This window comes from Kitasatospora sp. NPDC094015 (assembly GCF_040304075.1).
Lineage (GTDB): Bacteria > Actinomycetota > Actinomycetes > Streptomycetales > Streptomycetaceae > Kitasatospora.
Window position 1 is genome coordinate 46,750 of record NZ_JBEOUL010000016.1, and the last position, 19,615, is coordinate 66,364.

The window sequence follows — 19,615 nt, forward strand, 5'->3', positions numbered from 1 at the left end:
CCGTCCAGGTGTCACCCTCGGCCACCTCCGGACGAGTTGGGCGTCGGCCCGGCCTCGGGGTCGGGCAGCACCGGCTCCTCGACCCCCGAGCGGTCGGCCTCCAGCTGCGCGGCGAAGGCGATCCCGAGGAACAGCGCGATCGCGGTCAGGTACGCCCACATCAGCAGCGAGATGAAGACGCTGAGCGGCCCGTACACCGCGCCGATGGTGCCGCTCAGCCGCAGGTACACCCCCAGCAGTGCGGTCAGCGCGACCCACAGCACCAGGTACACGGCCGCACCGAAGGCGAGCCAGGTGTGGCCGGGCTGTTCCCGCCGCGGTGCCCGGTGGAAGATCACGCTCGCCGAGAGCAGCGCGAGCACCGTGCCGATCGGCCAGCGCAGCACCGCCCAGGCCAGCGCCGACCGGTGCCCGCCGGGCCCGCCGGCCTCGGCGACCGCGGCGGCGATCTCCCCGCCGGCCACCAGCACGACGAACCCGAGTCCGAGCGGCAGGCCGGCCGTGACGGCCATCAGCAGGCCGCGCCCGTACTTGCGGTGGAAGGGCCGGTCCCGTTCGATGCCGTAGATCCGGTTGGCGCCGCGCTCGATCTGGCACATCGCGGTGGCGACGTTGACCAGCGAGAACAGCGCGCCGCCCCACAGCGCGACGCTCCCGCCCTCCCCCGCCCGTTCCCGGCTGCGCCGCAGCACCTGGCCGACGAGTTCGGAGCTCGGGCCGGCGGTGAGCCGTTCGATGGTCAGCTCGGTGACCCGGCCGAACCACTGGGTGTGCAGGGCGGACGAGAGGCCGACCACGGCGATCGCGAACGGCACCAGGGCCAGCACCGTCTGGAAGGCGAGGGCCCGCGCGTGGCTGAAGCCGTCGGCGTAGCGGAAGCGGAGGAAGGCGTCCCGGAGCAGCGCCCACCGGCCGTACCGGCGCAGCGCGGTGACGGCCTCGTCGGCGGCGAGCTCCTCGCGGTCGCGGCCGCGGCGGTCGACCTTGGTGGCGGTGCCCATCAGTGCCCCCGAACGGTCTGCGCCGGAGCGGGGGCGGCCGCACCGGGCCCCACGAGCGCGGCCGCGGCCGGAGCAGCGCTCTGAGCGGCAGGCGGAGCGTGCACCAGCAGCGCGGCGGGCCGCACGGCCAGCCGCAGGGTCCGGCCCGCGGGCAGCGACTCCCCGTCGAGTTCGCGGGGCTGGTCCCGGTCCGCGGTGAGGGTGATCCGGCGGGCCCGGAAGTGTTCGAACGGCGCTGTCCCGTCCGCCGGTCGGGCGGTGCCCGGGCCGCCGCCGAGCCGGCCGGTGACCAGGCGGAGCGCCGCCTCGGGCCAGCCGGTCAGGCCGCGCGGGTGGACGAGGACCAGGTCGAGCACGCCGTCGTCCGGGCGGGCCTCGGGCAGCAGGCGGATGCCGCCCTGGAGCGCGCCGACGTTGCCGATCACCGCCATCGCGGCCCGGCGCCGGATCGGCGGTGCCTCGTCCAGCGTGACGGTGAGCCGCATCCGGCGGTCCCGCAGGTGCCGGACCAGCGGCGGCACGTAGGCCGGCCATCCGAAGCGGTCCTTGGAAGTGCGGCTGGTGTCGGCCACGGTGGCCGCGTCCAGGCCGATGCCCGCCATGGCACTGACCACGGTGGCGGGGATGCCGTCGCCGTCGGCCTGCGCGAGGTCGATCCGGCGCGGTGCGCTGCCGAGCGCGGCGGCCAGGGCCCGGGCCGGGTCGGGCGGCAGGCCGAGGTTGCGGGCCAGCAGGTTCCCGGTGCCGCAGGGGACGACGGCGAGCGCGGTGCCGGTGCCGGCGAGGCCGTGCGCGCAGGCCGTCACCGTACCGTCGCCGCCGCAGGCCACCACCAGTGCGGCCCCGGCCCGCACGGCGTCCGCCGCCGCGCCCCGGCCCGGGTCCTCGACGCTGGTGGCCGTCCTGGTCGGCGCCGGCCAGCCGTACTCGGCGAGCACCTGGTCGAGGCGGTCCAGGGTGGCGCTGGGGGTGAGCACGGGGTTGAACACCACGACCGCGCGGCCGGCGGGTGCCGGTCGCGGCGGGGCGCCGGGGCCGGCTTCCCGGCGGCGGTCGGCCAGGAAGGTCCGCGCCATGAGCCAGAGCACGGCGGCGCCGTTCACCAGCCCGGCGAGCACGTCGGTCGGGTGGTGCATGCCCCGGTACAGCCGGCTGAACGCGACCAGCAGCGGGACCAGCCCGGCCAGCACGGCGAGCGGCAGGCGCAACGGGCCGCGGACCCGCAGCACGGCGAGGACCGCCAGGCCGCCGTAGAGCGCGACCGCGGCGCCGACGTGACCGGACGGGAAGCTGGAGGTCGGCGGCGCGGCATCCAGCTTGAAGGCGCTCGGCCGGGGCCGGTCCACGCAGAGGGTGACCAGCAGGAACACCGCCGCCTGGCCGGCCACCGCGCCGCCGAGGAAGGCCGCGTCGCGCCACCGCCGGCCCCCGCCGCCCACCAGCAGCGCGAGCACCACCAGGCCCGCCACCGCCACCACGGACGCCGTACCGGCGAGGACCGACAGCCAGCCGGTCAGCAGGTCCGGTACGGGCCCGCGGTGCTCGGCCAGCCGGTCCGTCACCGCGTTCTCGCCGGGGCGCCACAGGTGCAGCGGCGGATGCGTCAGCATCAGCCCCACCAACACCATCAGCACCGTCTGCACCAGCAGCGGCGGTGCGATCCGCCGGGCGAGCCGTCTTGCCCCTGTCGTCATGCGGCTCGTGTGCCCAGCCGCCGCCCGTTCATCCTCGCGGCAGGGACCGTACCGGGCCGCGCCGCGCGGTCATCCGGTCCGGAGGGCGCCCCGGCCGACCCGGGCGAGCAGCAGGTACAGCACCAGGGCCGACGCCAGGCCGACCGCCCAGCCGTAGTCGGCCAGGGGCTGGAGGAAGGGGATCAGGCCGTCGGCGGGGAACGGGCCGCCGTAGGAGCCGCCGACCGCGAGGATGCCGCCGACCAGGAGGGCCGTGACGGCGCGCCAGTTCCAGCCGGCCGTGTACCAGTAGCGGCCGCCGGGGAGGTAGAGCTCGGCGAGGTCGAGGACGGTGCGGCGCAGCAGCCAGTAGTCGGCGATCAGGATGCCGGCGACCGTGCCGAGCAGGCCGCCGACCACGCCGAGCCAGGTGAAGATGTAGATCTGCGGGTCCTCGATCAGCTTCCACGGGAAGATCAGGATCCCGATCACGCCGGTGGCCAGCGCGCCGGTCCGGAAGGTGATCAGGCGGGGCAGCAGGTTGGCCAGGTCGTAGGCGGGGCTGACCACGTTGGCGGCGATGTTCACCGACAGGGTCGCGATCAGCACGATGAACAGGGCGAACAGGATGCCGGCGGTGGAGTCCATCTTGGCGGCCAGCGCGATCGGGTCCCAGACGGCCTCGCCGTAGACGGCCTGGGAGCCGGAGGTGACCAGGACCGAGAGCAGCGCGAACAGGGTCATCGTGGTGGGCAGTCCGAGCGCCTGACCGCGGATCTGGGCCCGCTGGCTGCCACCGAAACGGGTGAAGTCGGGGATGTTCAGGGCGAGCGTCGACCAGAAGCCGATCATGCCCATCAGGGCGGGGAAGAAGACCTTCCAGAAGTCCCGCCCCCAGCCCAGTCCGGAGGGCTGCGAGAGCAGCGGGCCGAAGCCGCCGGCCTTCTGGGTGATCCAGGCCAGCAGCGCGAGGGCGCCGATGATCACCACCGGCGCGGCCCAGTTCTCGAACCGCCGCAGGGTCTCCATCCCGCGGGCGATGATGGCCATCTGGAGCGCCCAGAACAGCAGGAACGACACCCACTGCGTCCAGGGGTACCCGCCGATCTCGCCGGCCGTCTGCCAGCCGTGGCCGAGCAGCTTGCCCGCGAGCAGGAAGATCCCCTCGCCGCCGATCCAGGTCTGGATGCCGAACCAGGCGCAGGCCACCGCCGCCCGGATCAGCGCCGGGAGGTTGGCGCCGCGCAGCCCGAACGAGGCGCGGGCGAAGACCGGGAACGGGATGCCGTACTTCGTTCCAGCGTGGCCGGTGAGCAGCATCGGGCAGAGCACGATCAGGTTGGCGAGGGCGATGGTGAGCACCGCCTGCTTCCAGTCCATGCCGAGCGCGACCAGCCCGGAGGCGAGCGTCCAGGACGGGATGTTGTGGGCCATGCCGACCCACAGCGCGAGGAAGTTGTAGGTGGTCCACCGGCGGCGGGCGACCGGGACGGGGCGCAGGTCGTCGTTGGCGAAGCGGGGGTCGGAGAGGTCGGCCCCGTCGGCGAGTTCGACCCGCCCGTCCGGTTGGGTGGTCTGGGCCATGGGCGTGGACATGAGCGGCTGCCTCCGGTCGTGGGGGACGGCGGCCACCCGTACGAGGGGTGGCCGCCGGGAGGAGTCGGGATCCGAGGTCGAGGGGGAGGGGTCGGGGGTCGGGGGTCACCCCCCCCGGAAGGCGTCAGGGCAGGGTCGGGATGACGTGCTCCCCGTACGCGTCGATGGTGGCCTCGACCGCGTCGTGCATCGCGTAGACCGCGAACTGGTCGACGCCCAGACCGCGTAGTTCGGCCAGCTTGGCCCGCTGCGCCTCGGGCGGCCCGATCAGGCAGAACCGGTCCACCACCTCGTCCGGGACGAAGGTGGTGTCGGGGTTCCCGGCCCGGCCGTGGTGGCTGTAGTCGTAGCCGTGCCGCTCCTTGATGTAGGTGGTGAGCTCCTCGGGCACCATGCCGGAGTGCTCGCCGTAGCGGGAGACCAGGTCCGCGACGTGGTTGCCGACCATCCCGCCGAACCAGCGGCACTGCTCGCGCGCGTGGGCCAGCGCCTGCGGCGAGTCGTCGGCCGTGACGTAGGCGGGGGCGGCCACGCAGATGGTCAGCTCGGCCGGGTCGCGTCCGGCATCGGCGGCGGCCTGCCGGACGGCCTTGACCATCCACTCGGTCAGGAACGGGTCCGCCAGCTGAAGGATGAAGCCGTCCGCCTGCCGGCCGGTCAGGGCGAGCGCCTTGGGCCCGTAGGCGGCCATCCAGATCGGCAGCCGGGCGCCGGGCTGCACCCAGGGCAGGTGCATCTCGGTGCCGTCGACCTCGACGGTGCCGCCCTCGGCGAGCCCCTTGATGGCGTGCATCGCCTCGCCGAGCCGGGCCAGCGTGGCGGGGCTGCGCCCGGCCACCCGCATCGCGGAGTCGCCGCGCCCGATGCCGCAGACGGTGCGGTTGCCGTACATGTCGTTGAGGGTGGCGAACAGGGAGGCGGTGACCTCCCAGGTCCGGGTCGAGGGATTGGTCACCATCGGGCCGACGGTGAGCCGCTCGGTCTCGGCGAGGATGCGGCTGTAGATGACGAAGGGCTCCTGCCAGAGCACCGCCGAGTCGAAGGTCCAGCCGTGGGTGAAGCCGGCCGCCTCGGCGCGCTTCATCCGGTCGATCAGCAGCCGTGCGGGCGGGTCGGTCTGGAGGACGAGGCCGATGTCCACTGCTCTCCTAGGTGATCAGCTGAGGTACTGACAGGTGGCCCGGGGCTGGAAGCGGCCGTGGCCGGCCCGGCCGAGCCAGGCGTCGCCGTCCAGCACGACCGTGCCCCGGGAGAGCACGGTGCGGACCTTGCCGGTGATCTCGCGCCCCTCGTAGGCCGAGTAGTCCACGTTCATGTGGTGGGTGGCGGCGGAGATGGTCTGCCGGGCGGTGGGGTCGTAGACGACGATGTCGGCGTCGGCGCCGGGGGCGATGGTGCCCTTGCGGGGGTGCAGGCCGAACATCCGGGCGGGCGCGGCGCAGGCGATCTCGATCCAGCGGCGCCGGGTGAGGTGTCCGTCGACCACGGCCTGGTGCAGCAGGTCCATCCGGTTCTCCACGCCGGGCAGGCCGTTCGGGATCTTCGAGAAGTCGCCCCGGCCGAGTTCCTTCTGCCCGACGAAGCAGAACGGGCAGTGGTCGGTGGAGACCACCTGGAGGTCGTCGGTGCGCAGGCCCCGCCAGAGCGCGGCCTGGTGCTCGCGCGGGCGCAGCGGGGTGGAGCAGACGTACTTGGCGCCCTCGAAGTCCGGCTCGGCGAGGTTGTCGGTGGACAGGAACAGGTACTGCGGGCAGGTCTCGCCGAAGACCGGCAGGCCCTCGCGGCGGGCGGCGGCGAGTTCGGCGACGGCGGAGGCGGCGGAGACGTGCACCACGTAGAGCGGGGAGCCGGCCACCTGGGCGAGCTTGATCGCCCGGTGGGTGGCCTCGGCCTCCAGCAGTTCGCGCCGGACCTCGCCGTGGTAGCGCGGGTCGGTCCTCCCGGCCGCGAGCGCCTGCTCGACCAGCACGTCGATGGCGATGCCGTTCTCGGCGTGCATCATGATCAGGCCGCCGTTGTCGGCGCTGCGCTGCATGGCGCGCAGGATCCGGCCGTCGTCGCTGTAGAAGACGCCGGGGTAGGCCATGAACAGCTTGAAGGAGGTGATCCCCTCCTCGACCAGCAGGTCCATCTCCTTGAGGGTGGACTCGTTCACGTCCGACATGATCATGTGGAAGGCGTAGTCGATCGAGCAGCGCGCCTCGGCCTTGCCGTGCCAGGCGTCCAGGCCGGCCCGCAGGCTGGAGCCGACCGACTGGACGGCGAAGTCCACGATGGTGGTGGTGCCGCCCCAGGCGGCGGCCCGGGTGCCGGTCTCGAAGGTGTCGGAGGCGGCGGTGCCGCCGAACGGCAGCTCCATGTGGGTGTGCGCGTCGACGCCGCCCGGGATGACGTACATCCCGGTGGCGTCGATGGCGCGGTCGGCGCTCCAGCCGTCGGCGACCGAGCTGCCGGTGGCGGCGAGGGCGACCACCTGCTCGTTCTCGATCAGCACGTCGGCGCGCATCTCCTCGGCGGCGGTGATCACCAGGCCGCCCCGGATCACGGTGCGGGTCATGGCGGCTCCTCTCAGGCCTCGGTGAGCGGCTGGTAGGCGTCGGGACGGCGGTCGCGGTAGAAGGCCCACTGCTGGCGGACCTCCTCGATCAGGTCGAGGTCGAGGTCGCGGACGACCAGTTCCTCGTCCTTGTCGGAGGCGGGCTCGCCGACGAACTGGCCGCGCGGGTCCACGAAGTAGGAGGTCCCGTAGAAGTCGTTGTCGCCGTACTCCTCGACGCCGACCCGGTTGATCGCCGCGATGTAGTACTCGTTGGCCACCGCGGCGGCCGGCTGCTCCAGCTGCCAGAGGTACGCGGACAGGCCCCGGCTGGTGGCCGAGGGGTTGTAGACGATCTCCGCCCCGGCCAGGCCCAGCGCCCGCCAGCCCTCGGGGAAGTGCCGGTCGTAGCAGATGTAGACGCCCACCTTGCCGACGGCGGTGTCGAAGACCGGCCAGCCGAGGTTGCCGGGCTTGAAGTAGTACTTCTCCCAGAAGCCCCGCACCTGCGGGATGTGGTGCTTGCGGTACTTGCCGAGGTACGAGCCGTCGGCATCGATCACGGCGGCGGTGTTGTAGTAGAAACCGGACTGCTCGATCTCGTACACCGGGACGACGATCACCATGCCCAGCTCCTTGGCCAGGCTCTTCATCCGCTGCACCGTCGGGCCGTCCGGCACCGGCTCGGCCCAGGCGTAGTGCTCCGGCTCCTGCACCTGGCAGAAGTACGGGGCGTTGAAGACCTCCTGGAACCCGATGATCCGGGCACCGTCGGCGGCGGCCGCCCGGGCCGCCCGCTCGTGCGCCGCGATCATGGTCTCCTTGTCGCCCGTCCACGCGGTCTGGAACAGGGCGGCGCGCACCACTCGACTCATCGGTCTTCTCCTTCGACGAAGGCGCTGTAGACCGTCGAGCGTAGAAGTTCCGGGGCGCCGAGGGCAGTGCCACGCTGTAACGCCACGCGGGGCAATTCGTTGCGCGGCGAAATGCCGACCGGTGGATGATCGGACAGGTCAGAAGAGTGTCCCGGTCAGGGCCGCCACCCCGCCCAGGACCAGCCCCGCCCGGATCGCCCGGCCGAGCGCCGCCAGGTCGCCCGGGCCGGACGCGGCCTCGTCCGGTGGGAGCACGGCCAGCAGGACCCGGCGTTCGGCGTGGCCGGAGCGCCGCCAGGGGTGGGTGGTCGGGTGGCCGCCGGGGTTGGCCCACCACGGGCCCACCGGGGAGCCGATCGCGGTGATCCGCCCGGCCACCGCGTGCACCGACCAGCCGGGCAGGTCCTGCGCCGGGACCACCCCGGTCAGGTCCAGCGGCGCCAGGCCCTCGGTGTAGCGGTCCGCGAGGTGCCCGAGCAGGCCGCCCGGGTACGGCGGGCCCGGGTGGAAGAGCAGCGACGGCAGTTCCTCGCCCGGCCCGCCGGCCATCCCGGGCTCCAGCCGGTCCGCGCCGCGGGGCCGGTCGTCCGGCCGCCAGGACGCCGCCTCCGGCAGGCCCAGGCGCACCCGGGCGGCGGCGATCTGGGCCGGCGCCCACACCCGGGAGGGGCCGCAGCCGGGGTGGGTGCGCACGGCGGTGTGCAGCTCACGGCCGGGCCCGTCGATCCGTACCCCGTCGAGCGCCCCGGCGTCGGCGGGCTCCACCGGTCGGTCGCACAGCGGGCAGGGTGCTCCGTCGGGGGCCGCCGCCGCACCGGCGAGCAGCCGGCGGACGCCCGGAACCGCCCCGTCCACGCCGGGCCCGCTCCACTGCTCGTTCAGGACGGCCTCCTCGCCGGGACCCGCGACCACCGCGCCCGGCCGGGCGCGCGGCGGCACACACCCTAGTACCGGCGCGGGCAGGACCGGGCGGGAACCGGACCGGCCGGGGCCGGGCGGGAACCGGACCGGACGGGGCCGGGTACCGGCGCACGGTTCGCAACGCGCCGCGCCCCACCGGGAATTCGGAGGCCCGGACCGGCGTCGCCGGGTAGTCTCCAGGCCGTCGCCGCCGGCACCCGCGGGAGGCGACGACCCGCGACCGAGCGCCCGAGAGACCGAGGTACCGCGTGCCCGACCGGCCGGACGACCTGCTGCCCGCCACCCGCCGCGCCCTGCTGCACCGGCTGGCCACCGCCCAGGCCGAGGGCCGCACCCCGTCCGCGGTGGCCGCCGTGGTCCGGGACGGCCGCACGGTGTGGACCGGCGCCCGGAGCATGATCGACGACCATGCGCCCACCCCGGACGTGCAGTACCGGATCGGCTCGATCACCAAGACCTTCACGGCGGTGCTGGTGCTGCGGCTGCGCGACGAGGGCCGGCTGGACCTGGCCGATCCGCTGGAGCGCCACCTGCCCGGCACCGCCGCCGGACCGGCGACCGTCGCCCAGCTGCTCTCGCACACCTCCGGCCTGGCCGCCGAGACGCCCGGCCCCTGGTGGGAGCGGACCGACGGCGCGCTCCGCCCCGGCCTGGCCGACCTGCTCGGCGCCGAGCCGCGCCGCCACCCGGCCGGGCGCGCCTACCACTACTCGAATCCCGGCTTCGCCCTGCTGGGCGCCCTGGTCGAGCGGCTGCGCGGCGAGCCGTGGGGCGAGGTGCTCCGCGCCGAACTGATCGAGCCACTCGGGCTGACCCGCACCACCCTGCTCCCGCAGGCCCCGCACGCGGGCGGCTTCGCCGTCCACCCGTGGGCGGACGTGCTGCTGCCCGAGCCGCTCACCGACACCGGCCTGATGGCCCCCGCCGGCCAGCTCTGGTCGACCGCCGCCGACCTGGCCCGCTGGGCGGCGTTCCTGGCGGACGGGGACGACCGGGTGCTCACCTCCGCCACGCTCGCCGAGATGCGCCGCCCGGCCGGCCCGCCCGAGGAGGGCACCTGGTCCGCCGGGTACGGGCTCGGGCTGGCGCTGTGGCGCGACGCCGGCGGCCTGCGGTACGGGCACGCCGGCACCATGCCGGGCTTCCGCGCCGGGCTCTGGGTGGACGCGGACGAGCGGCTCGGCGCCGTGGTGCTCGCCAACGCCACCTCGGGCCCGCAGGACCCGGCCGAGGTCGCCGCCGATCTGCTGCGGATCACGGCCGAGCACGAACCCCGACCGCCCGCGCCCTGGCGCCCGCTCGTCGAGCCGGACCAGGACCTGCTGGCGCTGACCGGCCCCTGGTACTGGGGCGCCGAGGCGTTCACCCTGCACCTGCGGGCGGGCCGGGTGCTGGAGCTGCTCCCGGCCGCCGCCCCGGCCGGCCCCGGCACCCGGTTCCGGCCCGGGCCGGACGGCGGCTTCACCGGCGAGGACGGCTACCACGCCGGCGAGCCGCTGCGGGTGGTCCGCGCCGCCGACGGCTCGGTGCACCACCTGGACCTCGGCAGCTTCGTGCTCACCCGGGCCCCGTACGGGCCGGCGGACGCCGTGCCGGGCGGCGTCGACCCGGCCGGCTGGCGCTGAACCCGCTCCGGCGGCCCCCGCGCGCCGCCGGCGGGCCGGCCCCGGATCCGTACGCCTTTGCCCGGGGTGATCCCGAGCAGGCAAGATAGGCCGGTGACCCTCCTGGACCTGATGCCGAAGCCCGCCACGCCCGACGCCCTCTACGAGACCTTCGCCGAATGGACGGCCGAGCGCGGCATCACGCTGTACCCGGCCCAGGAGGAGGCGCTGATCGAGCTGGTCTCCGGGAACAACGTCATCCTGGCGACGCCGACCGGCTCGGGCAAGAGCCTGGTGGCGGCGGGAGCGCACTTCGCCGCGCTGGCCGAGGGCAAGCGGACCTTCTACACCGCGCCGATCAAGGCGCTGGTCTCGGAGAAGTTCTTCGACCTGTGCAAGATCTTCGGCACCGAGCAGGTCGGCATGATGACGGGTGACGCCAGCGTCAACCCGACCGCGCCGATCATCTGCTGCACCGCCGAGGTGCTGGCCAACATCGCGCTGCGCGACGGCGAGCGGGCCGACGTCGGCCAGGTCGTGATGGACGAGTTCCACTTCTACGCCGAGCCGGACCGCGGCTGGGCCTGGCAGATCCCGATCCTGGAACTGCCGCACGTGCAGTTCCTGCTGATGTCGGCGACGCTCGGCGACGTCCGCCGCTTCGAGGAGGACCTGACCCGCCGCACCGGCCGCCCGACCACGGTGGTGCGCTCGGCCACCCGCCCGGTGCCGCTGTTCTACGAGTACCGCCGCACCACCCTGCACGACACCCTGGAGGAGCTGCTGAAGACCGGCCAGGCGCCGGTCTACGTCGTGCACTTCACCCAGAAGGAGGCCGTCGAGCGGGCCCAGTCGCTGATGAGCATCAACATGTGCTCGAAGGCCGAGAAGGACGCCATCGCCGACCTGATCGGCGGGTTCCGCTTCACCACCAAGTTCGGCCGCAACCTGTCCCGTTACGTCCGGCACGGCATCGGCGTCCACCACGCCGGCATGCTGCCCAAGTACCGCCGGCTGGTCGAGCGGCTCGCCCAGGCCGGCCTGCTGAAGGTGATCTGCGGGACGGACACCCTGGGCGTCGGCGTCAACGTGCCGATCCGCACGGTGCTGTTCACCGCACTGTCCAAGTACGACGGCATCCGGGTGCGGACCCTGCGGGCGCGGGAGTTCCACCAGATCGCCGGGCGGGCCGGCCGGGCCGGCTTCGACACCGTCGGCCAGGTGGTCGCGCAGGCCCCCGAGCACGTGATCGAGAACGAGAAGGCCGTCGCCAAGGCCGGTGACGACCCGAAGAAGAAGCGCAAGGTGGTCCGGAAGAAGGCGCCGGAAGGTTTCGTCGGCTGGACCGAGGAGGGCTTCGAGAAGCTGATCGCCGCCGACCCGGAGCCGCTGGTCTCCCGGTTCAAGGTCAGCCACGCGATGCTGCTCTCGGTGATCGGCCGCCCGGGCAACGCCTTCGAGGCGATGCGCAAGCTGCTGACCGACAACCACGAGGACCGCTCCGCCCAGCGCCGCCACATCCGCAACGCCATCGCCATCTACCGCTCGCTGCTGGACGGCGGCGTGGTGGAGCGGCTGCCGGAGCCGGACGCCGAGGGCCGGATCGTCCGCCTCACCATGGACCTCCAGGAGAACTTCGCGCTCAACCAGGCGCTCTCCACCTTCGCGCTGGCCGCCTTCGAGCTGCTCGACCCGACCTCGCCCTCGTACGCGATGGACGTGGTCTCGGTGGTCGAGGCGACCCTCGACGACCCGCGGCAGATCCTCGCCTCGCAGCAGAACAAGGCCCGCGGCGAGGCGATCGGCGAGATGAAGCGGGACGGCGTCGAGTACGAGGAGCGGATGGAGCGGCTCCAGGAGATCACCTACCCGAAGCCGCAGGAGGAGCTGCTCACCCACGCGTACGACGTCTACCGGCGCGCGCACCCGTGGATCGGCGACCACCCGCTGCAGCCGAAGTCGGTGGTCCGCGACCTGTACGAGCGGGCGATGACCTTCACGGACTACGTCGGCCACTACGACCTGGCCCGGACCGAGGGCATCGTGCTGCGCTACCTGGCCGGCGCGTTCAAGGCCCTGGAGCAGACCGTCCCCGAGGACATCAAGACCGACGACCTCAAGGACGTCATCGCCTGGCTCGGCGAGCTGGTCCGCCAGGTCGACTCCAGCCTGCTGGACGAGTGGGAGCAGCTGGCCAACCCGACCGACCCGCAGGCCCCCGAGGTCCGCCTGGACGACAAGCCGGCCCCGGTCACCGCCAACGCCCGGGCCTTCCGGGTCCTGGTGCGCAACGAGATGTTCCGGCGGGTGGAGCTGGCCGCGCTGGAGAACTACCGCGAACTCGGCGAGCTGGACGGCGAGTACGGCTGGGACGCCGACCGCTGGGCGGACGCGATGGACGGGTACTGGGAGGAGTACGACGACCTGGGCACCGGTCCGGACGCGCGCGGGCCGAAGATGCTGCTGATCGAGGAGGACCCGGAGGAGGGCTCCTGGCGGGTCCGGCAGATCTTCCACGACCCCGAGGGCCACATGGACTGGGGCATCAGCGCGGAGGTCGACCTGTACGGGTCGGACGAGGAGGGTCGGGCCGTGCTGCGGGTGACCGGGGTGAACCGGCTGGACGGCTGACCGGCCCGCGGGTGGGGCCCGGCGCGTCCGGGCCCCGCACCTCGGAGCGGGCGGGCCCCGGGCGCGGAGCGGTCACATCCAGGCGAAGGGCAGTCCGGCCGCGTACCCGACGGCCCGGGTGGCCTCGTCCAGCGAGTGGTCCGTCTCGGCGGCGGTGGTGCGCTGGTCGGCGAAGCGGGAGACCGTCACGGTGACGTAGTGCCCGACCACCGCGACCCGACGGCTGGTCAGCGGCTGCTTGCCGGCCTGCGGGCCCGGCGCCGCCGGTGCGCCCTCGGGCTGGAGCTGGAGCAGGGCGGCGGCGGGCTCGCGCAGCACCGCGCCCGTCTTGCCGGCCGCGGCCTCGTCGGCGAACCGCAGCACCGTGACGCTGGTGTCGACCTGCTGGTCGAGCCGGACGAAGGCGACGGCCAGGTAGCCCTGGCAGCCACTGTCGCGCAGCGGGTCGTGCGCCTTGTCCAGCACGGCGTCCGCGCAGTCCGCGCCCTGGCCGGCGTTGGCCCGGCGGCCCTTGTAACCGTCCTGCTCGATGCCGCGCTGGGCGGGGAAGTACCAGTCCGCGGCGAAGGCCTGGGCCTCCGTCAGCGGCTGTGCGGGCGCCGCGCCCGGGGCGGTGGTGCCGGTCGCCGGCTTGGTGCTGGTCGGGCCGAGGCCGGGGAGCAGGTCGCCGGGGTTGGGCCGGGTGACCGCCCAGCTGCCGGCCGCGGCGAGCGCCGCCAGCGCGACCCAGAGCAGCATCCGCTGCCTGGTCACCCGCGGGCCGCGGCGGTGGGCGGACGCGGCCTGCGGCTGGAGGCCGGGCGGTGGCGGGAATTGCTCCCCCTGGGTGGTCATGGCCGAGATTCTAAGCAGACCGGTACGACTGTTCGGATCATGGGTCCGGAGCTGGCGCACACCCCTCCCCCGCCCGCCCCGCGCGCACCTCGCGCGCCGTACGCCGGGGGCACCAGCCGCTACGCGCGGCGTCCGCACTGTGACAACTCGCACACCCCCGGACGGATCTTCTGGCGGGTTCCCTCTGGCGAAACGCGAGGTCCCCCAGGCAGGATCAGGCCCATGGATCTGCTCGACACCCTCACCGCCAAGGGCCTGCGCCGGGAACTCCCCACCCGCGAGGAGGCCCTGGCCGTCCTCGCCACCACCGACGACGAGTTGCTGGACGTGGTCGCGGCCGCGGGCAAGGTCCGCCGGCAGTGGTTCGGCCGCCGGGTCAAGCTCAACTACCTGGTGAACCTCAAGAGCGGCCTGTGTCCCGAGGACTGCTCCTACTGCTCGCAGCGGCTCGGATCCAAGGCGGAGATCCTCAAGTACACCTGGCTGAAGCCGGACCAGGCCGCCAAGGCGGCCGCGGCCGGGCTGGCCGGCGGCGCCAAGCGGGTCTGCCTGGTGGCCAGCGGCCGGGGTCCGACGGACCGTGACATCGACCGGGTCGCCGACACCATCTCGGCCATCAAGGACGCCCACGAGGACGTCGAGATCTGCGCCTGCCTGGGCCTGCTCTCCGACAACCAGGCCGAGCGGCTGCGCGCGGCCGGCGCCGACGCCTACAACCACAACCTGAACACCTCCGAGGGCACCTACGGCGACATCACCACCACCCACACCTACGCGGACCGGGTGGACACCGTCACCAAGGCGCACGGCGCCGGCCTGTCCGCCTGCTCCGGCCTGATCGCCGGCATGGGCGAGAGCGACGAGGACCTGGTCGACGTGGTGTACGCGCTGCGCGAGCTGGACCCGGACTCGGTGCCGGTCAACTTCCTGATCCCGTTCGAGGGCACCCCGCTCGCCAAGGAGTGGCACCTCACCCCGCAGCGCTGCCTGCGGATTCTGGCGATGGTCCGGTTCGTCTGCCCCGACATCGAGGTGCGGATCGCCGGCGGCCGCGAGGTCCACCTGCGCACGATGCAGCCGCTCGGCCTGCACATCGCCAACTCCATCTTCCTGGGCGACTACCTGACCAGCGAGGGCCAGGCCGGCCAGGACGACCTGGAGATGATCAAGGACGCCGGCTTCACGGTCGAGGGCGCCGACGAGACCACCCTCCCCCGGCACCGCGCGCACGCCACCGGCGGCGGCTGCGGCCCGGCCGCGGGCGGCTGCGGCTCCTCGGCCGCCCCCGCCGCGGAGGCCGGCTCCTGCGGCACCGGCGGTGGCTGCGGCCCGTGCGGCGGCCACGGGCACGAGGCACCGGAGGCGGCCCCCGTCGCCGTCCCGGCCGCCGGGCCCGCCGAGTCGGACGACCTGCGCAGCGACCTGGTGAAGGTCCGCCGGCGCGGCGCGGGCACCGAGCTGGCACCGAACGCCTGAGGCCGGGACCGTGACGCACACCCAGCACCTGCTCGGCCTGGACCGGGCGCACGTCTGGCACCCGTACGGGCCGATGCCGGGCACCAGCACCCCGTACCTGGTCGAGTCCGCCGCCGGTGTCCGGCTGCGGCTGGCCGAGGAGGTGCACGGCCACCGCGAGTTGATCGACGGGATGTCCTCCTGGTGGGCGGCCGTGCACGGCTACCGGCACCCGGTGCTGGACGAGGCGGTGCGCGACCAGCTCGGCCGGATGAGCCACGTGATGTTCGGCGGGCTCACCCACGAGCCCGCCGTGCGGCTCGCCGCCACGCTGGTGGAGATCACCCCGGAGCCGCTGCAGCACGTCTTCCTCGCCGACTCCGGGTCGGTGGCGGTCGAGGTGGCCATGAAGATGTGCCTGCAGTACTGGCGTTCGCTCGGCCGGCCGGCCAAGCGGCGGCTGCTGACCTGGCGCGGCGGCTACCACGGCGACACCTTCCACCCGATGTCGGTGTGCGACCCCGAGGGCGGGATGCACCACCTGTGGGGCGGGGTGCTGCCGGACCAGCTGTTCGCGCCCGAGCCGCCGGCCGGCTTCGACGCGCCGGTCGACCCGGCGTACGCGGCGGCGCTGGCCGACCTGGTCGAGCAGCACGCCGGGGAACTCGCGGCGGTGATCGTCGAACCGGTGGTGCAGGGTGCGGGCGGGATGCGCTTCCACTCCCCCGACCACCTCCGGCTGCTGCGCGAACTGTGCGACCGGCACGACGTCTTGCTGGTCTTCGACGAGATCGCCACCGGCTTCGGCCGGACCGGCGAACTGTTCGCCGCCGACCACGCGCAGGTCTCCCCCGACGTGATGTGCCTGGGCAAGGCGCTCACCGGCGGCTACCTGACGATGGCCGCCGCGCTGTGCACCGGCCGGGTGGCGGACGGGATCAGCCAGGGCGAGGTGCCGGTCCTGGCGCACGGCCCGACGTTCATGGGCAACCCGCTGGCCGCCGCCGTCGCCAACGCCTCGATCGGGCTGCTGCTCGACCAGGACTGGCGGCGTGAGGTGAAGCGGATCGAGACCGGTCTGCGGGACGGCCTGGCCGGCGCCGCCGAACTGCCGGGCGTGCGCGACGTCCGGGTGCTGGGCGCGATCGGCGTGGTCCAGCTGGACCACCCGGTCGACATGGCCGCCGCCACCGCCGCGGCCGCCCGCGCGGGCGTGTGGCTGCGCCCGTTCCGCGACCTGATCTACACCATGCCGCCGTACGTCACCGACGACGCCGACCTGGCCCGGATCACCGCCGGTGTGGCGGCCGCGGCGGTGGCCGGATGAGCGTCCTGTTCATCACCGGCACCGGCACCGAGGTCGGCAAGACCGTGGTCACCGCCGCGGTCGCCGCGCTGGCCGGCCCCGGGGTCGCCGTCCTGAAGCCCGGCCAGACCGGGGTCGCCCCCGGCGAGCCGGGCGACGCGGCCGAGGTGCTCCGGCTGGCCGGCCCCGCCGTGACCACCCGTGAACTGGCCCGCTACCCCGAGCCGTTGGCGCCGGACATCGCCGCCCGACGGTCCGGCCTGGCCCCGCTGGCCCCCGGGCAGGTGGCCGGGGCGGTCGCCGCGCTGGCCGACGAGCACCGCCCGGTGCTGGTCGAGGGTGCGGGCGGGCTGCTGGTGCGCTACGACGAGGACGGGCACACCCTCGCGGACATGGCGCTCGCCACCGCCGCGCTCGGCCTGGAGGTGGAGGTCCTGGTGGTCGCCGCCGCCGGGCTCGGCACCCTGAACACCACTGCCCTCACCGCCGAGGCGCTGCGCGCCCGCGGCCTCGCCGTCCGCGGCGTGGTGGTCGGCGCCTGGCCCACCGAGCCGGACCTGGCGGCGCGCTGCAACCTCGGCGACCTGCCGGCGGTGGCGCAGGCCCCGCTGCTGGGCGCGGTGCCGCAGGGTGCGGCGGCCGAGGGCGGCGAGGCGTTCCACCGGCTGGCCCGCGCCGCGCTGGCGCCGGCGCTGGGCGGCGACTGGGACGTGGTGGAGTTCACCGCCCGGTTCGTCCCACCGCTGCCGTAGCGATCCGTCCCGCCGGTGCCGGTCCCGCCGGTGCCCTGGCGCCGGCGGGACGGCGTGACGGCGGACGGCCGTGGTTCAGCCGCGCGGGTCCTCACCGAGGCGGACGGCGATGCCGTCCAGGATCCGCTGGAGGCCGAACTCGAACAGCCCGTCGAGGTCGAAGTCGTAGCCGGTGGTGGCGAGTCGGGCGAAGGTCGGGTAGCGGCCGGTGGTCAGCAGGGCGAGCAGCGGCGGCTCCTGCGTGTCCATCCACTCGTCGTTGGTGAGCCCGGACAGCGCCTCCGCCTCGGCCTCCATCTCCAGGTTGAGCGCGGTGCCGCGGATGTAGTTGAACAGCGTGAGGTGGGCGGTGAACACGGCCTGCAGGTCGAGGCCGCGCCCGTCCAGCGCCTCCAGCACCCACTCGGTGAACGGCAGCGCGCTCGCCACCGGCTGCGGGCGGGTCACCGAGAGCGCCGACGCCAGCCAGGGGTGCCGGCGGAACATCGTCCACAGCGCCCGGGCGACCAGTTCGAGACGCGGGCGCCAGCCGTCCGGCGGGTCGGCGGGCAGCGGGTGATCGGTGAAGCAGGCCTCCAGCATCCGGGTGAGCAGGTCCTCCTTGTCGGCCACGTGCCGGTAGAGGGACATGGTGGCCATGCCGAGTTCGGCGGCGACCCGGCGCATCGAGAGCGCGGCCAGGCCCTCGGCGTCGGCCACCGCGATCGCCGTGCTGACGATCCGTTCGGCGGTCGGCCCGGAGCCGGCGGCTTGCCGGCGCGGGGCCGGCGCGCTCCGCGTCGCGGGCGGCGCCACCGCGGACCGGGCCCCGCCCGCCCGATCGGTGACCACCGTGCCGACGCCCGGCACCGCCCGGACCAGGCCCGCCTGCCGGAGTTCGGTCAGCACCCGGGTGGCGGTCGCCATCGCCACCCCCCAGCGCCGGGTGATCTCGCGGGTGGACGGCACCCGGTCCCCCGGCGCGAGCTCACCGCTGTCGATCCGCTGTCGCAGTTCGTCGGCGATCTGCGCGTAGCGTTCCACCGCTCACCTCCGTGTACTAGTGCACCCACCCTAGTGCCCCAGCTGCGACAGCCCCTCGGGATCCGGCCCCGAGAGCCTTGCCGCACTAGTGCACAGGCCCGGTGAGCTGCGATTTCCGGCCTTGCGGCAGTCTACGCGTACGCCGTACATTCGGTGTCATGACGAACACCGACATCCTCATCTCCGGGGCCGGGATCGCCGGCCCCACCCTGGCGTACTGGCTGCACGAAGCGGGGTACACCCCCGTGGTGGTCGAGCGCGCCCCGGCCCCGCGCCCCGGCGGCCAGGCCGTCGACCTGCGCGGCGCCGGACGCACCGTCATCTCCCGGATGGGCCTGATGGAGCAGGCCAAGGCCGTCGCACTGGACCAGCGCGGCTTCGCCCTGGTGGACGGCCGCGGCCGGATCTCGACCCGGGTGCCGGACCACGCCTTCGGCGGCGAGGGCATCGTCTCCGAGATCGAGATCCTCCGCGGCGACCTCGCCGACCTGCTGCACCGGGCGAGCACCCCGTACACCGAGTACCTCTTCGACGACACCGTCACCGCGCTCGACCAGGACGAGGACGGCGTCACCGTCACCTTCGAGCGGGCCGCCCCGCGCCGCTTCGCGCTGGTCGTCGGCGCGGACGGGCTGCACTCCACGGTCCGCCGGCTGGCGTTCGGCCCGGCCGAGCGGTACCTGCGCCCGCTCGGCTGCTACACCGCCTGGTTCACCGCCACCGGCGACCTCGACCTCGACGGCTGGTTCCTGATGTACAACGCACCCGGCGGGCTGGTCGCCTCCGCCCGGCCCGGCCGCCTCCCCGGCGAACTCAAGGCCGGCCTCAGCTTCCGCTCGGCGCCGATCGCCTACGACCGCCGCGACCCGGCCGCGCAGCGCGCACTGCTCGCCGAGCGGTTCGCCGGCGCCGGCTGGCAGACGCCCCGGCTGCTCGCGGCCATGCACGAGGCGGACGACTTCTTCTTCGAGTCCATGGGACAGGTGCACCTGGACAGCTGGTCGCGCGGCCGGGTCACCCTGCTCGGCGACGCCGGCTACTGCCCCACCCCGCTCACCGGCCTCGGCACCAGCCTCGCCCTGGTCGGCGGTTACCTCCTCGCCGGCGAGCTGGCCGCCGCCGGTGGTGACCACCGCACCGCCCTGCGCCGCTACGAGGAGCGCATGCGCCCGTACGTCACCGGCGCGCAGAAGCTCCCGCCGGGGGGCGCGGCCGGTTTCGCGCCGGACAGTGCGCTCGCGATCCGGATGCGGGCGGCGTCGATGCGCTGGATGACCCGGTGGCCGCTGCGGCCCCTGATGGCCGCCCAGTTCGCCAAGGCCGCCGACATCGAACTGCCCGACCACCGCTTCGGCCCGCGCTGAGCCGTTCCGGTGATCGGCCGCGGCGGTTGGTGTGTACGCCACGC

15 protein-coding genes are annotated in these 19,615 nt (G+C 74.4%); 6 read left to right on the forward strand and 9 right to left on the reverse strand.

What is annotated here, in order from left to right:
• Window positions 1–11: 11 nt before the first annotated feature.
• The 7 genes from ABT014_RS20140 to ABT014_RS20170 form a co-directional block, all read right to left on the reverse strand.
• On the reverse strand, window positions 12–1,001 hold the full coding sequence (locus tag ABT014_RS20140) for a YihY/virulence factor BrkB family protein (protein ID WP_350640344.1): 990 nt from the start codon (window positions 999–1,001) through the stop codon (window positions 12–14).
• On the reverse strand, window positions 1,001–2,695 hold the full coding sequence (locus tag ABT014_RS20145) for a bifunctional phosphatase PAP2/diacylglycerol kinase family protein (protein ID WP_350640345.1): 1,695 nt from the start codon (window positions 2,693–2,695) through the stop codon (window positions 1,001–1,003). The genes ABT014_RS20140 and ABT014_RS20145 overlap by 1 nt, the downstream gene beginning before the upstream one ends.
• Before the next feature lie 69 nt (window positions 2,696–2,764).
• On the reverse strand, window positions 2,765–4,270 hold the full coding sequence (locus tag ABT014_RS20150; protein WP_350640346.1) for an NCS1 family nucleobase:cation symporter-1: 1,506 nt from the start codon (window positions 4,268–4,270) through the stop codon (window positions 2,765–2,767).
• 124 nt (window positions 4,271–4,394) lie between these two features.
• Complete coding sequence (locus ABT014_RS20155; RefSeq protein ID WP_350640347.1) at window positions 4,395–5,411, reverse strand: TIGR03842 family LLM class F420-dependent oxidoreductase; 1,017 nt, start codon at window positions 5,409–5,411, stop codon at window positions 4,395–4,397.
• Between the two features lie 15 nt (window positions 5,412–5,426).
• Window positions 5,427–6,827 (reverse strand): dihydropyrimidinase, encoded by a 1,401-nt coding sequence (hydA, locus tag ABT014_RS20160; RefSeq protein ID WP_350640348.1) that lies wholly within the window; start codon window positions 6,825–6,827, stop codon window positions 5,427–5,429.
• A gap of 11 nt (window positions 6,828–6,838) precedes the next feature.
• On the reverse strand, window positions 6,839–7,681 hold the full coding sequence (locus ABT014_RS20165) for a nitrilase-related carbon-nitrogen hydrolase (protein WP_350640349.1): 843 nt from the start codon (window positions 7,679–7,681) through the stop codon (window positions 6,839–6,841).
• A 138-nt stretch (window positions 7,682–7,819) separates the two neighbouring features.
• Window positions 7,820–8,620, reverse strand: coding sequence for a DUF8842 C-terminal domain-containing protein (locus tag ABT014_RS20170; RefSeq protein ID WP_350640350.1), 801 nt, complete (start codon window positions 8,618–8,620; stop codon window positions 7,820–7,822).
• 230 nt (window positions 8,621–8,850) lie between these two features.
• Here ABT014_RS20170 and ABT014_RS20175 point away from each other — a divergent pair, with 230 nt between their 5' ends.
• Window positions 8,851–10,227: a serine hydrolase domain-containing protein gene (locus ABT014_RS20175; protein WP_350640351.1), complete on the forward strand. Its 1,377-nt coding sequence runs from the start codon at window positions 8,851–8,853 to the stop codon at window positions 10,225–10,227.
• A gap of 111 nt (window positions 10,228–10,338) precedes the next feature.
• Window positions 10,339–12,837, forward strand: coding sequence for a DEAD/DEAH box helicase (locus tag ABT014_RS20180; RefSeq protein ID WP_502895043.1), 2,499 nt, complete (start codon window positions 10,339–10,341; stop codon window positions 12,835–12,837).
• A gap of 72 nt (window positions 12,838–12,909) precedes the next feature.
• Here the strand turns inward: ABT014_RS20180 and ABT014_RS20185 are convergent, their stop codons facing one another.
• A complete protein-coding gene (locus ABT014_RS20185; RefSeq protein WP_350640353.1) occupies window positions 12,910–13,671 on the reverse strand; it encodes a hypothetical protein in 762 nt (253 codons plus the stop codon).
• Between the two features lie 222 nt (window positions 13,672–13,893).
• Here ABT014_RS20185 and bioB point away from each other — a divergent pair, with 222 nt between their 5' ends.
• From bioB to bioD, 3 genes are read left to right on the forward strand one after another with little or no spacing between them, the layout of a single operon-like run.
• On the forward strand, window positions 13,894–15,147 hold the full coding sequence (bioB, locus tag ABT014_RS20190; RefSeq protein ID WP_350640354.1) for a biotin synthase BioB: 1,254 nt from the start codon (window positions 13,894–13,896) through the stop codon (window positions 15,145–15,147).
• A gap of 10 nt (window positions 15,148–15,157) precedes the next feature.
• A complete protein-coding gene (locus tag ABT014_RS20195) occupies window positions 15,158–16,453 on the forward strand; it encodes an adenosylmethionine--8-amino-7-oxononanoate transaminase (RefSeq protein ID WP_350640355.1) in 1,296 nt (431 codons plus the stop codon).
• On the forward strand, window positions 16,450–17,184 hold the full coding sequence (bioD, locus tag ABT014_RS20200; RefSeq protein WP_350640356.1) for a dethiobiotin synthase: 735 nt from the start codon (window positions 16,450–16,452) through the stop codon (window positions 17,182–17,184). The genes ABT014_RS20195 and bioD overlap by 4 nt, the downstream gene beginning before the upstream one ends.
• A gap of 75 nt (window positions 17,185–17,259) precedes the next feature.
• On the opposite strand, the gene ABT014_RS20205 is transcribed toward bioD, so the two are convergent.
• Complete coding sequence (locus tag ABT014_RS20205) at window positions 17,260–18,207, reverse strand: TetR/AcrR family transcriptional regulator C-terminal domain-containing protein (protein ID WP_350640357.1); 948 nt, start codon at window positions 18,205–18,207, stop codon at window positions 17,260–17,262.
• A gap of 158 nt (window positions 18,208–18,365) precedes the next feature.
• Between ABT014_RS20205 and ABT014_RS20210 the strand changes: the two genes are divergently transcribed.
• Complete coding sequence (locus ABT014_RS20210; protein ID WP_350640358.1) at window positions 18,366–19,571, forward strand: FAD-dependent monooxygenase; 1,206 nt, start codon at window positions 18,366–18,368, stop codon at window positions 19,569–19,571.
• Window positions 19,572–19,615 lie beyond the last annotated feature (44 nt).